Below are 13397 nucleotides of genomic sequence, written 5' to 3'. Positions count from 1 at the left end.
ACGCCAGTGTTTCCTTTCATATCCCCCGTATTTTCATCCTTGTTTTAATGGTCCATATTCTCATGGTCCATGCCATTCGTATTGTCTGTTTCCTCATTGCCACACACTGCAAGTGCTGTGACGAGTGCAGCGGTTAAAACCAATCCTTTAAATACTTTTTCATCTTCATTTTTCCATTCATAGTTGTTTTTTTAATGTACCCGGCAAATGTGCAGAATTAATGGATTTTGCTTTTTTTCGTTTAAATAAAAAAAGGACGGCTAAAGTAAAAGTGTCAACCATTAAAAAAGAGGAGGAATTTCAATGAACCAAAACGTACATGATTGTATTCAAGCTTGTCTGGAGTGTCTAGATGCTTGCAACACATGTTTTAATCAATGCTTGCAGGAAGAAGATGTGAAAATGATGGCAGGATGCATTCGACTGGACCGCGAATGCGCAGATATTTGCGCATTGGCCATGCAATCGATGCAGCGGAACAGCCCATTTATGGCCCAAATTTGTGCCCTGTGCGCCGATATTTGTGAAGCATGCGGAAACGAATGTAAACAGCATGACCACGATCACTGCCAAAAATGTGCGGAAGCATGTTTTAAATGTGCAGAAGCGTGCCGCAAAATGGCGGCTTAATGCAATAACAGGGCTGTCTCTATTTTGAGACAGCCCTGTTGTTGCATAACTGCTAGGTATTTTCGTAATCCCGCTATCCTACCTGGGAAGCCCGTCATTCTCTTACTTTTATGAGCCTTTTTCTTTTTAGTGTCGCGGTGCCCAAAGCATAACCGCTACACCAACGAGACAAATGCCTGCTCCTATCCAGTCATACAAGTCCGGCGCTTTTTTATCGACACCCCAGCCCCATAAAACGGATAAAACGATAAACACGCCGCCGTAAGCCGCATATACGCGTCCGAATGACGGAAATGTTTGAAATGTTGCAATAATTCCGTACAAAATAAGTGCCACGCCCCCAAAAATCCCCCATACAGCCGACCTGTCTTCCCGCAGCCAAAGCCAGATAAGATAGCCGCCGCCGATTTCCGCCAGACCCGCTAACAAAAACACCACCATGGAATACAACTGTTTTCTCACACCTTTTTAATTACATGTTTCACAGCCTGAAGCGCCTTCCTTTTCAATTTGGATGGTCACATGATGCAGCTCAAATTCATCGTGCAGCATTTTTTTTGCTTTTGCAAGAACGATCTGGTCGTTTCCACTTTCTTTTAAAACCAAATGACAGCTCACGGCCGGAAAATCGGATGTAATCGACCAGATGTGCAGATCATGAACACTTTGGACTTCATTTAATGATACTAGCTTCTCTTTTACTTTTTCAGGATCAATATTTAGTGGTGCTCCTTCCATTAAAATATGAACAGCATCCCGCGTGACCCGGTAACCGCTTATGATAATCAAAATGGCAACAATGATACTCGCGATAGGGTCAGCTGCATTCCAGCCGAAAAATAAAATAAGCAGCGCTGCCGAAATGGCTCCCACCGATCCAAGCATGTCACCAATGACGTGTAAGAAGGCGCTTCTTACATTTAAATTTTCATCCTTATCCCCTTTCATAAGGATAAAAGCCACGGCAATATTAACAATTAGTCCGATGATCGAAATGAACAACATTCCTGTGCTGACCACTTCCGGTGGATTCATCAAGCGCTGGTATGCTTCAAAAAAGATATACGCTGAAATCACGATTAACGTAATGCCGTTTATAAACGCCGCTAAAATCTCAAACCGCTTATAGCCGTATGTTTTTTTGCTGGAGGCCGATCTTTGTCCGAGCGTTATCGCCATATAACTGAGACCAAGAGCAGCGGCATCGCTCAGCATGTGCCCCGCATCCGAAAGTAACGCTAAACTGTTCGTTAAAATACCGCCAATCACTTCTACAATCATAAACCCGGTGATCAGGAAAAAAGACCATTTTAATGCTGACTTATTACTGCTTCCATGGTGATGATGACCGTGCGAATGCCCCATCCTGCTCACTCCTTTTTGTCCTTTCTTTATTTATATTCAAATAATCATTTGAATGTGTGATTGACTTTTTCTCACCCCCATCATACACTAAATATAGACAATCAAACAACTATTTGAATGAGGTGACGGAATGGCCGTAAAACCTGTTAATGATACATGTGAAACTACTTGTTTTAACGAAGATGTAGTCGGACGTGTTCAGTCGAAAATAGAGGATGTAAACGGTGTTGAATTGCTTTTTAAGGCTTTATCGGACGCGACCCGCTTGAAAATTGTTTACGCGCTGACAATTGAAGAGGAGCTTTGCGTGTGTGATGTGGCCGAAATTATTGGCTCCACCACGGCGACGGCTTCCCACCATTTGCGCCTGCTCCGCAACATGGGGCTTGCTAAATACCGGAAAGAAGGAAAAATGGTTTATTACTCTGTAAAAGACGATCATGTTCACCAGCTGGTCAGCGTTGCACTTGAGCATTCTAGAGAGGATTGAAGGCGATGAGTGAAGAAACAAAACATGTTTACCGGCTTCAAGGCTTGTCGTGTGCTAATTGCGCCGCCAAGTTTGAAAAAAATATTCGTGACATCCAAACGGTTGAAGATGTTCAGCTGAATTTTGGCGCATCAAAAGTCGCGGTCTTCGGCGACGCATCTGTTGAGCAGCTTGAAGCCGCCGGTGCGTTTGACGGCATTAAAGTGTACCCGGAACGTGAAAAACTCATAGAAGAAAAGGTGCCTTTTTGGCAAAAGCGTGAAAATAAAAACACAATTGCTTCACTGTTCTTTTTGATTTTTGGTTATATCGCTGCTTTTTCCTCAGGTGAAAACAGCCCGGTGACGATCACGATCTTTGCGTTATCGATTTTAATCGGCGGCTTTGACTTGTTTAAAGTCGGCTTAAAAAACCTCGTTCGCTTTGAATTTGATATGAAAACACTCATGACAGTGGCGATTATTGGGGCGGCCATTATTGGAGAATGGGGAGAAGGCGCGGTTGTCGTTTTCTTGTTTGCGTTAAGTGAAGCGCTCGAAGGCTATTCAATGGACAAAGCCCGTCAGTCGATTCGTTCCCTTATGGACATCGCTCCGGATACCGCGCTGATCAAACGCGGAAACCAGGAATTCGAAGTTGCGGTCGAAGATATTCAAGTCGGCGACATCATGGTCATTAAACCTGGACAAAAAGTAGCCATGGACGGCGAGGTGATCACGGGGCACTCCTCGATTAACCAGGCAGCGATCACCGGTGAATCAATACCCGTTCAGAAAGAAACAGGCGATGAAGTCTTTGCCGGGTCGCTGAATGAAGAAGGATTTTTAGAGGTACGTGTGACAAAGCTTGCCGGAGACACAACGATTGCAAAGATCATTCATTTGGTTGAAGAAGCACAGGCAGAACGCGCTCCGTCGCAAGCTTTCGTAGACCGCTTCGCCAAATATTACACACCGGCCATTATGGGAATTGCCCTTCTTGTCGCGGTCCTTCCCCCTCTTTTCATTGGAGGCGATTGGTCTGAATGGATTTACCGGGGCCTTGCAGTTCTTGTCGTCGGCTGTCCTTGTGCTCTTGTCATTTCAACACCTGTTGCGATTGTGACGGCGATTGGGAATGCCGCGAAAAACGGTGTCTTAATTAAAGGCGGCATTCATTTGGAAGAAACCGGCCGCCTGAAAGTTATCGCCTTTGATAAAACCGGCACGTTAACAGAAGGAAAACCGGAAGTGACGGATATCGCTTCATTGTCTGAGATAACCGAAAACGAACTTTTGTCTATTGCTGCGGCGCTTGAAACGTTCTCACAGCACCCGCTCGCATCCGCCATTCTTCGGAAAGCAGCCGTTGAAAAAGCAGCGGCATACACAGCGGATGACTTTCAATCATTAACGGGCAAAGGTGCCAAAGCCGTGATTGATGGAACCCTTTATTACATCGGCAGTCCGAAACTATTTGAGGACATGCGTCCGATTTCGGAGCCGCTGCAAAAACAGATCACTGCTCTTCAGTCAGAAGGAAAAACGGTGATGCTCATTGGAACAGAGGATGAGGTAAAAGGCTATGTGGCTGTGGCGGACCAGGTGCGCAAGAGCAGCTTATCCATTATTCAAAAGCTCCAGAAACTTGGTATTGAAAAAACCGTGATGCTGACAGGCGACAACAAAGCGACCGGCGCTTCAATCGGCCGCAAGCTCGGGTTAACCGACGTAAAAGCCGAACTTATGCCGGAAGACAAGCTTAATGCGATTAAGTCATTGCGCACGCAGCACGGACATGTCGCGATGATAGGTGACGGCATTAACGACGCCCCGGCGCTTGCCAGTGCTTCTGTCGGAATCGCGATGGGCGGTGCCGGAACAGATACCGCTTTGGAAACAGCGGATGTAGCACTCATGGCAGATGATTTAGAGAAGCTTCCGTATACGATCGCCCTCAGCCGGAAAACGCTGCAGGTCATCAAGCAAAACATCGCATTTGCATTCGGCTTGAAGCTGCTTGCTTTGCTCTTGATTATTCCCGGCTGGCTGACGCTTTGGATGGCGGTGTTTGCGGATGTCGGTTCTACGCTAATTGTCGTGTTAAATTCGATGCGCCTCATGAAAACAAAATATAACTAACAAAAATGGACCGGATTGTTTGCCGGGACGGCCGAATGATTTTTCCGGTCGTTCTGCTTTATAATCCGGTCCATTTTTTGTTTTTCCGGTCTAACTAATGAATAACTCGTTCAATTCTGGTTTTTTTCGGTCCAAAGTTGTTTTAAAGACTGACAATCTCGTGAACACATAGAAAAAAAGGTGAAATCTTTTTCTGTATCCGCTATCTTTAAAGAAAAGATATTCTCTTTATTGGAGGCCTCTATGTTAAAAACAACGATTGGCAAGCTGCGGTTCGCCGGTTACTTTGAAGGAATCTCGCTGCTTGTTCTTTTATTTATTGCGATGCCGATGAAATATTGGTTCGGTATGCCGGAAGCTGTCCGGATCGTCGGTTCTATTCACGGCGCACTATTTATCACGTATTGTGTGATCATCGCCTATGTAACGCTGAAAACACGCTGGAATCTGACCTGGCCAATTCTTTCTGTGATTGTAGCGTTTATTCCATTTGGCAACTTTATTTTGGATAAAAAGCTGCATCAGCTGGAAAAAGTACATGGATGAAAAAACAGAGTCCGGACATAAATCCGGACTCTGTTTTTTATTATTCTTTTTCTAATTTGGATGATAGCGCGGTTAAGAGAATCGCTCCTATGACCATTATCCCTCCAACCCACGGTGTATGAACTAAACCGATGGAATCGACGACAAGTCCGCCAACGGTTGCACCGACAGCAATGCCGATATTAAAGGCGGCAATGTTTAACGCAGACGCCACGTCTACCGCAGAAGGAACATATTTTTCTGCCAGCTGAACAACATATAACTGAAGGCCGGGCACATTCATAAATGCAAGCAGCCCCATTAAAATAACTCCAATCAGCCCCGCGATTTTAAATGGGATCATGAAAGACATGATTATAAGAATCGCCGCTTGCGCGATAAACATCCAAAAAAGGGCCCGAACCGGATTGTGATTGGCAAGCCGGCCGCCGACTTCATTGCCGATCGCTACGGCAATTCCATATACAAGCAGAACAATACCGACCATACCTGGTTTTAAGCCCGTTACATCTTGCAAAATCGGTGTTAAATACGTAAACGCCACGAATGTGCCACCGTACCCGAGTGCAGTAATCGCGAGTCCTATTACTATATTTTTATTTGTCATAAGACGGAACATATCCGAAAACTTAGCCGGCGGTGACTGTTTTAAATTTTTTGGCATTAACAGTGCACTTGCCACAATCGCCACGACGCCAAGCATCGCCACGCCCCAAAACGTCGCCCGCCAGCCAAATGATTGACCGATAAACGTACCTAGTGGAACACCTGTGACGGTGGCCACAGTTAAGCCGGTAAACATTAACGCAATCGCACTCGCTTTTTTATGAGGCGGCACGAGCTGCACCGCAATCGTTGCTCCGATGGAAAAAAAGACACCGTGTGAAAACGCGGTAATAAAACGGGCGATCATTAATATTTCAAACGAAGCAGCTGTTGCTGCCACGATATTTCCGACAATAAAGACAGCCATTAATGACATAAGCAGCGATTTCCGGCTTATCCGGTTCGTTAAGGCAGTCAGTACAGGTGCCCCGACGGCAACACCGACCGCATATCCGGAAATTAATAGCCCAGCCATTGTAATCCCAATATTTAAGTCGCCCGCAATGGATGCAAGCAGTCCAACCGGAACAAATTCGGTTGTTCCAATTCCAAATGCACTGATTGCTAGTGCCCATAAGGCGAGTGTACTTTTTGATGAAGCATTTTCTTGAGTAGAAGATGCATGAAGTGCTTGACTCATTTTTTATTCCTCCTTGTTTTTAGAGCGGCGGGCCCTTGCCGTCTCTTCGTAAAGATCATTATGAATGGTAAAATCCAAAATAAAAAGTACGTACTTTTTTGTATCATAGGAACTTTAAAGTACCTATAGTCATTTATGATCTTTTGTTTCATTCCTGTGTATGCTATTATGAAAGCAATCAAACAAAAAGAGAAGTACGTACTTTAAAGTAATGCAGGTACTTTTTAGTGCCTATAAGGAGGAAAACAGCGTGGCATACAATATTCCGGTTGAAGCGACACTCGATGTCATCGGCGGTAAATGGAAAGTTGTCATTATGTGCCATTTAATTAAAGGGGAAAAGCGTACGAGTGAGCTGAAGAAGTTAATGCCCGGCATCACGCAAAAAATGCTCACGCAGCAGCTGCGTGAGCTTGAATCAGACGGCGTCGTGAACCGGACCGTCTTTGAGCAGGTTCCGCCAAAGGTTGTTTATTCATTAACCGAATACGGCTGGTCGCTCCGCCCGATTTTAGATGCGATGTGCGCCTGGGGTGAAGGGCACATTGAATTGACTGGCGAGGAAGTTGTTCAATAATATTCACTTTAAAAAGGCTGTCTCAAATATAAATTGAGACAGCCTTTTTCTTTCCCTTCACAGCACATCCGCAGACTCGCCGCCCGTATAAACGGCGATGAGTACAATGGCAGTTCCTTCCCCGGTATTTTGAACAAAATGCGGCACGCACGCGTTCCAGCTGAACGCATCGCCTTCCTCAAGAACAACCGAGTCTTCTCCCTGCTCTGCTAAAATCGTTCCTTGCAGCACAAGATGGCATTCTTCTCCTTCGTGGGCATGGGAGGCATCTCCTGTTGAGGCGCCAGGCGGAAATTCCACCCGCTGCATCGTCAATCCCCCTTTAGACGTTAAATGCTCTACTTTAATTTTTTCTTTTGAATACGTTGTATATTGGCGCTCTTCTTTACGGACTACCCTCATCTTCTGTTCTTTTTCTAAAAGCAGATAAGGCAGTGGAATGTCAAGAAACTGCGCCACTGCCTGCAGCGATTGAATGGAAGGTGACGTATTATTGTTCTCCATGTTGCTGATAAACCCTTTTGATAAGCCTGTCCCTTCACTCATCTGGGCAATTGTAATATTTTTTCGGTTTCGAATGGCTCGAATAGTTGATCCAATGTCCATGAATATCTCCCTCTTTGTTTACTAATAGAAAACTTAATTACATATTAACAAAAAAATACTTGACGTTCTATCCTGAATATTGTTATCTTATAATAAACAATTATTCATATAGGGAAACAAAGGAGGTTTTTATAGGATGCACTATGCGCTTCACCAGCCTGCTCAAGTGGAAGAAGGAAGACAATATCCAGCCATTTTTTTAATGCATGGCCTTGGAAGCAATGAGCAGGATCTTTTGCCTCTGCTGGATGAACTTGAAGATGTGTATGTGTTCAGCATGCGTGGTCCGCTTTCACAGCCGCCCGGGTTCGCTTTTTTCACCATTCAAGGGTTTGGCAACCCTCATCGTCCCGTATTTGAAGAAACGGTAGAAAAGATTACGGCTTTTATTGATTATGCCTGCAGTCATTATCCGGTTGATTCGGAGCGTCTTTACACGATGGGCTTTAGCCAGGGAGCTATTTTGGCGATGACACTCGGCCTTTCGTTAAACGGGCGCATTAAAGGCGCAGCGGCACTGAGCGGTTATATTCCATCTTTCGTTCAAGAGGCCTACGCGGAGAAGCTGGCCTATCCGCTGTCACTATTTATTTCACACGGAGAGATGGATTCGATTTTTCCACTAGCCTGGGGAGAAGCAAATGCTGAATTCTTCAGAGAACGCGGCGCTGACGTTGTCTTTCACATTGATTCGTCCGGCCACGCTGTTTCACATGCTGTACAAAAAAATCTTATTCAATGGTTTCAAGCCATTAATAATGGAGGAGAAAAGTAAAATGAATCGTTATGCAGAATGGAGCGCTTTTATTATTCGTCTTGTTTTAGGAATTACGTTTTTTGTTCATGGAGTGGTGAAATTTCAAGGGGGCATCGCTAACACAGCGGGCTGGTTTGACAGTATCGGACTGCCGGGCATTCTTGCTTATGTGGTTGCTTTTATCGAAACAGCAGGCGGTTTGGCGCTTATTTTAGGCATCGGTACACGAATTTTCTCCGCCCTATTAGCGGTTGTGATGATTGCAGCTATCTTTAAAGTAAAACTTGCAGCCGGTTTTCTTGGAAACGGACAAATGGCTGGTTATGAATTTGATCTTGCTTTACTTGCGATGTCGGTTTCTCTTGCTTTGACAGGCAGCTCTTTCTTGGCCCTTGATCAGCTTTTCAGCAAAGACAGTGACAAGAAAATTAAAAAAACAGTTTAAAGGTAAGCAGCCGGAAATCCGGCTGCTTTTTATTTTTGAATACCTCATGCCTCTGTTACACTAAAAGAAACAAACAGAGGAGGAATTTCGATGCGGTTATCGGATAAAAAAGTAATTGCGCTTGTAGAAGAAGAATTTGAAGATTTAGAGTTATGGTATCCAATTTTGCGACTGCAGGAAGAAGGAGCGACGGTTCACCTCGTGGGCAAGGAAGCCGGGAAAAAATACATCGGCAAGTATGGTGTACCGGCAGAAGCGGAGTATTCGTTTGAGGAAATCAATGCGGATGATTATGACGCTATTCTCGTACCGGGCGGCTGGGCGCCGGATAAATTGCGCCGCTACCCGGAAGTGCTCGATTTCGTCCGTAAAATGGACGCGGCGAAAAAGCCGATCGGGCAAATTTGCCACGCCGGCTGGGTTCTTATTTCAGCGAATATTTTGCAGGGGAAAAACGTGACAAGTACTCCCGGCATTAAGGATGATATGACCAATGCCGGTGCAGCGTGGCATGATGAGCCGGTCACAGTAGACGGCCACATTGTATCGAGCCGCCGTCCACCGGACCTTCCTCCCTATGTAAAAGCATTTGCTGATAAATTAGCTGAATAATGAAACGATCTCCTGGGCGGCAGGAGATCGTTTTATTTATAGCCATTTAGCCAAGTTTTTGTCCATAATATCTTTTCTATTTGGTTGTTCCCCGCACACCTGCCGCCTGCGCGTTTAAACAAGCCCGCTCGAGCTGGTTCAGGCGAATAGCCTTATGCAATAAAAAGGAAACATCCCCTATGCTCGCTGCTTGTCAAACCACTTGGTGAAGCCTGCCGGACGCAGACTCTTGTGGGAACAGCGGATAGGGCGTGATTCCGCAGACGCGAAGCGGCGAGGAAGCACGCCGTCCGCCCGTGGAAAGCGAAGTCTGGCTGGCTTCACCTATCGGCTCTTTTCAAAAAAGCTGCCGACTTTGTCGACAGCCTGGGCTCTTAACATTACGGATTCATGGTCATCCAGCTGCCGACATGATGAACCGCTGTTCCATTAAAACCTGCAGAAGATGCATAATGATTTTGAACAGCTGATAATTCCTGGTTCATCACTGCTTCGCCTTCCTCAAAAAAGGAAATAGCATCTCCTTCACTCGTTTGACCTGTTTCAACACCAACCACAATGTATTTTCCATATTTTTCAGCAATATCCATTTCATTCTTCACAATTTCAATGATAAGAGGAGCGCTGTCGCGGTAAGCCATAATAGTAACGCTATTTGTATTGGCGATAACCCATTCGGCCAGCTTCCCGTTTCCGTACGTATTTTTATAAGAAATTTCATCAAACCAGAATGGCATATCCGCTTCAAGCGGTAATTTCAAAGAAGCCGCGCTGCTTTTTGCTTTCGTTAAAAGAGCTTGGTACGACTCAACAGCCGCAGCTTGATTGGTCGTCCAGCCGCTATATAAATAAGGCTCAACGTCTAAGTGAATTCCTGCAAATTTTTGTGTGGCTGCTGAACCGCTTTGATAACGAATGAGCCACTTTATAAGTTCATTCAGACTCGTATACCCTTTTGGCGCAACCCAATCCGAAGCGCCGTCCAGCGCATAAACGCGTATTCCTTTGGCGAACGCTTTTTTAATAAAGCTGCGGTATACCTTCATAGGGATATCCTGGTCAATTTGCACATAGACTTTATTTACTCTTTTGCTTTCCAGAAATGTCAACGTTCCCGCTTCATCATTGACAATCATCCAAGGATTCCAAAGCCATGTTGCCTGGTCCTTTTGAACAGCTGCCTGAGTACCGCCTTGCGGACTTACTAGAGCAGCCAGCACAACTGCCACAACAAAAAACTGTATTTTTTTCAGCATAAAAAGCCCTCCATTCTGTCAGCCGGGACTCACAGAATGAGAGCCTGGCAGCCTGACAACCATACGCTTTCCAGCGTTTAGGCCCACGGCTTTGCGTCCTTTCCTTTCGGAGAAGTTTGCCTTTTTCAGATTATTTCGTACTTTTATTATATTTCATGGACCACTTTTTGCCCAGCTTTTTTCAAAGCTGATAAAGAGCTGAAAAACTGGCGGGACATCCCGCCAGCTTATCTTCACATCATATAATAGCCCTTTTCAGCCACAACGGACTGCGGTGAGCTGATTGTTAAGCTTCGCGGTGGATTTTGCGGATCCAGCGTGATAATACCCACCGCATATAATTTAACTGTTACTAAAAACGTGACAAAAAATAATAATTTTTTTCGCCTGTCTATGTCCAATTCTTACTCGTTCTTCCCTTCAAAATAATATTCATCATCAAAAATCAGCTGAATATCAGATCGTAAACACTCCTTTTTCATAAACAAAAAACCTTTACCGCGCAGGCAAAGGTTTTTTCATCTATTATCCTTTTCCACGCAGGCAAAGGTCTCGCAAACAACATACTTGTTGCCAGTCAAGCCGGCGGCCAAAAAACCACGTATTGTCGACTTAACTGTAAGCTACTCCCCTTTGGAGTTTTATAAGCCCCGAAAATGAGCAATAGTTTTAACTCTTAAACTATGTATCTTCATTATATCCCAGCTTAATTCAGGCCGCTATTATTTCGCTCACGACAACAAGAAGCTTCATTTTATTTTTTTAAAAAAGCAATAAAACAGCTGCTGCTGTCGGCGTTAAAATAATAGCCGATTTCAGTACCGGCTTTGGCACAATATTCGTAAATTTTGCCCCAAGGTATGCGCCGCATGCGGTGCCAATCAGCACCTTCAACAATAAGAAAAAGTCAATAAATCCTTCGGAAAAATAACCAATCCCGCCGCCAATCGCAAGCGGAACAATGACGAGCATTGTTGTTCCGACTGACTGCCGAATCGTTAAATTTAGTAAAATCATTAAGCCAATTTGAATAAAAGGAGCAGATCCGATGCCAAATGTGCCAGACAGCACACCTGCAAGCAACCCCAAGAAAATACTCTTCATCCAAATGATATGATTTTTTTCATCTATAAGCTTTGATGTATCCTTCAAGAAAAACAATTTAACAAACAGTAAAAAAGCTGACAAGAACAGCATACCCGCTGTGAGCCAATGCAACGATCCACCTGGTATGACCGCTGCCAGCTTAGCCCCGCCAAACGAACCAGCCGCCGCAAATCCGCCGACGATCAAGCCTATTTTTAAATGTGTATTTCCTTCTCGGTAATGGCTGTATGCCCCCGATACACTAGTAAACGCCATTGCTGCCAGCGACGTGCCAAGTGCCATATGAATCGGCACACTAAAAAACACCGTCAGTACAGCAATAACAAACCCCGCGCCGCCTGCACCGATAAAACCGAACAGCATGCCGAGCAAAAACATTGTTAATATAATAATCATCTATTCATCTCCAGCCTTTTATACCCATCTTCCCATTTTAGCAAAAACAAAAAAAGAGCTGCGCGAAAAATAAGATTTTTCTGCTACAGCTCCCTCATTTTCAATTCCTTTGTTAGTTCTTTTTCAGCCGGGCAATAATTTCATCTGTTACGTCTTGTGTTGTATGTCTGCCGCCAATATCACGTGTTAAAAAGCCGTCGTTTGTCACACTTTCTATTGTGTTGAGCAGCACACTTCCTAACTCTTCTTCACCAAAATGATCAAGCATCATTTTCGCCGTCCAAATTTGCCCGATTGGATTAGCGACCCCTTTGCCGGCAATATCCGGTGCCGAGCCGTGAACCGGTTCAAACATCGATGGATATTTGCCATTCACATTAATGTTAGCAGCCGGCGCAATGCCAATGCTTCCCATAATCGCCGCACCAAGATCGGTTAAAATATCTCCGAATAAGTTGCTCGCCACAATGACATCGAACCGGTCAGGCTGCGTCACAAAAAAAGCAGCCAAGGCATCAATATGCTGTGAATCGGCTTGAATGTCCGGATAGTCCTTCGCTACATCTTCAAATACGCGGTCCCAGAATGGCATCGAGTAAATGATTCCGTTTGATTTGGTCGCACTCGTAACATGCCCGTTCCGTTTTTTTGCCAGTTCAAATGCGAAACGCATAGCACGCTCGGTTGCTTTTCTTGAAAAGACTGCATTTTGAATGGCAATTTCATCGTCGCCCCGATACATGCTGCCGCCAATTGAACTGTACTCCCCTTCGCTGTTTTCCCGGACGACCATAATATCGAAATCTTTCGGATTAAGAAGTGGAGAGCGAATGCCCTTTATCACTTTCGCCGGACGAAGGTTGATGGACTGTTCGAACTCCCTGCGGATTTTAATAAGCAGGCCCCATAGTGATACATGATCCGGCACAAGATTCGGATCGCCGACCGCACCGAGAAAAATACCATCAAATTGTGAAAGCCGCTCCATTCCATCCTCCGGCATCATTGCACCATGCTCCAAATAGTATCGGCAATCCCACTGAAACTCCGTAAATTCAAATTTCAGCCCTCCATGCACTTCTGATACCGTTTTCAAAATATCTGTGGCGGCTGCAACTACTTCTTTTCCAATACCGTCACCAGGAATATTAGCTATTTTTAACTGTTTCATATCTCTCACTCCTCACGCGGTCGACCGCCGACCATTTTTTCTAGTTTACTAAAAGAACCTACTTACAGCAATA

Annotated in this window: 15 protein-coding genes and 1 riboswitch; of the genes, 8 read left to right on the top strand and 7 right to left on the bottom strand. The window is 44.8% G+C overall.

Annotation, left to right across the window (positions count from 1 at the left end; genetic code table 11):
* Positions 1 to 303: 303 nt before the first annotated feature.
* Positions 304 to 630: a four-helix bundle copper-binding protein gene (locus tag BA724_RS17055; RefSeq protein WP_069939864.1), complete on the top strand. Its 327-nt coding sequence runs from the start codon at positions 304 to 306 to the stop codon at positions 628 to 630.
* A gap of 126 nt (positions 631 to 756) precedes the next feature.
* On the opposite strand, the gene BA724_RS17050 is transcribed toward BA724_RS17055, so the two are convergent.
* Both BA724_RS17050 and BA724_RS17045 read right to left on the bottom strand, forming a co-directional pair.
* Entirely contained in the window at positions 757 to 1071 is a 315-nt protein-coding gene (locus BA724_RS17050) for a YnfA family protein (protein WP_069939948.1), read from the bottom strand.
* A gap of 27 nt (positions 1072 to 1098) precedes the next feature.
* Positions 1099 to 1995: a cation diffusion facilitator family transporter gene (locus tag BA724_RS17045; RefSeq protein WP_069939863.1), complete on the bottom strand. Its 897-nt coding sequence runs from the start codon at positions 1993 to 1995 to the stop codon at positions 1099 to 1101.
* A gap of 130 nt (positions 1996 to 2125) precedes the next feature.
* Here BA724_RS17045 and BA724_RS17040 point away from each other — a divergent pair, with 130 nt between their 5' ends.
* The 3 genes from BA724_RS17040 to BA724_RS17030 all read left to right on the top strand — a co-directional run bounded on the left by BA724_RS17040 (position 2126) and on the right by BA724_RS17030 (position 5151).
* The gene (locus BA724_RS17040; RefSeq protein WP_069939862.1) at positions 2126 to 2485 is read left to right on the top strand and encodes an ArsR/SmtB family transcription factor; all 360 of its coding nucleotides are present in this window, start codon (positions 2126 to 2128) and stop codon (positions 2483 to 2485) included.
* A 5-nt stretch (positions 2486 to 2490) separates the two neighbouring features.
* Positions 2491 to 4605: a heavy metal translocating P-type ATPase gene (locus BA724_RS17035; protein ID WP_069939861.1), complete on the top strand. Its 2115-nt coding sequence runs from the start codon at positions 2491 to 2493 to the stop codon at positions 4603 to 4605.
* A gap of 243 nt (positions 4606 to 4848) precedes the next feature.
* Positions 4849 to 5151: a DUF3817 domain-containing protein gene (locus BA724_RS17030; protein ID WP_069939860.1), complete on the top strand. Its 303-nt coding sequence runs from the start codon at positions 4849 to 4851 to the stop codon at positions 5149 to 5151.
* A 40-nt stretch (positions 5152 to 5191) separates the two neighbouring features.
* Here the strand turns inward: BA724_RS17030 and BA724_RS17025 are convergent, their stop codons facing one another.
* Positions 5192 to 6397, bottom strand: coding sequence for an MFS transporter (locus BA724_RS17025; protein ID WP_069939859.1), 1206 nt, complete (start codon positions 6395 to 6397; stop codon positions 5192 to 5194).
* Positions 6398 to 6608: 211 nt separating this feature from the next.
* Here BA724_RS17025 and BA724_RS17020 point away from each other — a divergent pair, with 211 nt between their 5' ends.
* Complete coding sequence (locus tag BA724_RS17020; RefSeq protein WP_211272247.1) at positions 6609 to 6974, top strand: winged helix-turn-helix transcriptional regulator; 366 nt, start codon at positions 6609 to 6611, stop codon at positions 6972 to 6974.
* 57 nt (positions 6975 to 7031) lie between these two features.
* Here the strand turns inward: BA724_RS17020 and BA724_RS17015 are convergent, their stop codons facing one another.
* Positions 7032 to 7580 carry a helix-turn-helix domain-containing protein gene (locus BA724_RS17015; protein ID WP_069939858.1) on the bottom strand — a complete coding sequence of 183 codons (549 nt, stop codon included), beginning with the start codon at positions 7578 to 7580 and terminating at the stop codon, positions 7032 to 7034.
* 136 nt (positions 7581 to 7716) lie between these two features.
* Here BA724_RS17015 and BA724_RS17010 point away from each other — a divergent pair, with 136 nt between their 5' ends.
* From BA724_RS17010 to BA724_RS17000, 3 genes are all read left to right on the top strand, one after another.
* Positions 7717 to 8355: an alpha/beta hydrolase gene (locus BA724_RS17010; protein WP_069939857.1), complete on the top strand. Its 639-nt coding sequence runs from the start codon at positions 7717 to 7719 to the stop codon at positions 8353 to 8355.
* Position 8356: 1 nt separating this feature from the next.
* Positions 8357 to 8782 (top strand): DoxX family protein, encoded by a 426-nt coding sequence (locus BA724_RS17005; protein ID WP_069939856.1) that lies wholly within the window; start codon positions 8357 to 8359, stop codon positions 8780 to 8782.
* Between the two features lie 90 nt (positions 8783 to 8872).
* Entirely contained in the window at positions 8873 to 9394 is a 522-nt protein-coding gene (locus BA724_RS17000; protein ID WP_069939855.1) for a type 1 glutamine amidotransferase domain-containing protein, read from the top strand.
* A gap of 380 nt (positions 9395 to 9774) precedes the next feature.
* Here BA724_RS17000 and BA724_RS16995 read toward each other — a convergent pair whose 3' ends face one another.
* The 3 genes from BA724_RS16995 to BA724_RS16985 form a co-directional block, all read right to left on the bottom strand.
* Positions 9775 to 10650, bottom strand: a complete 876-nt coding sequence (locus BA724_RS16995; protein WP_211272246.1) for an amidase — start codon at positions 10648 to 10650, stop codon at positions 9775 to 9777.
* Between the two features lie 43 nt (positions 10651 to 10693).
* Positions 10694 to 10781, bottom strand: a riboswitch (cyclic di-GMP riboswitch).
* Positions 10782 to 11412: 631 nt separating this feature from the next.
* A complete protein-coding gene (locus tag BA724_RS16990; protein WP_069939854.1) occupies positions 11413 to 12153 on the bottom strand; it encodes a sulfite exporter TauE/SafE family protein in 741 nt (246 codons plus the stop codon).
* Between the two features lie 112 nt (positions 12154 to 12265).
* Positions 12266 to 13324 (bottom strand): tartrate dehydrogenase, encoded by a 1059-nt coding sequence (locus tag BA724_RS16985; RefSeq protein WP_069939853.1) that lies wholly within the window; start codon positions 13322 to 13324, stop codon positions 12266 to 12268.
* Positions 13325 to 13397: the final 73 nt, after the last annotated feature.

The organism is Domibacillus iocasae, from assembly GCF_001750285.1.
Lineage (GTDB): Bacteria > Bacillota > Bacilli > Bacillales > Domibacillaceae > Domibacillus > Domibacillus iocasae.
This window is presented reverse-complemented; position numbering and strand designations above follow the sequence as displayed.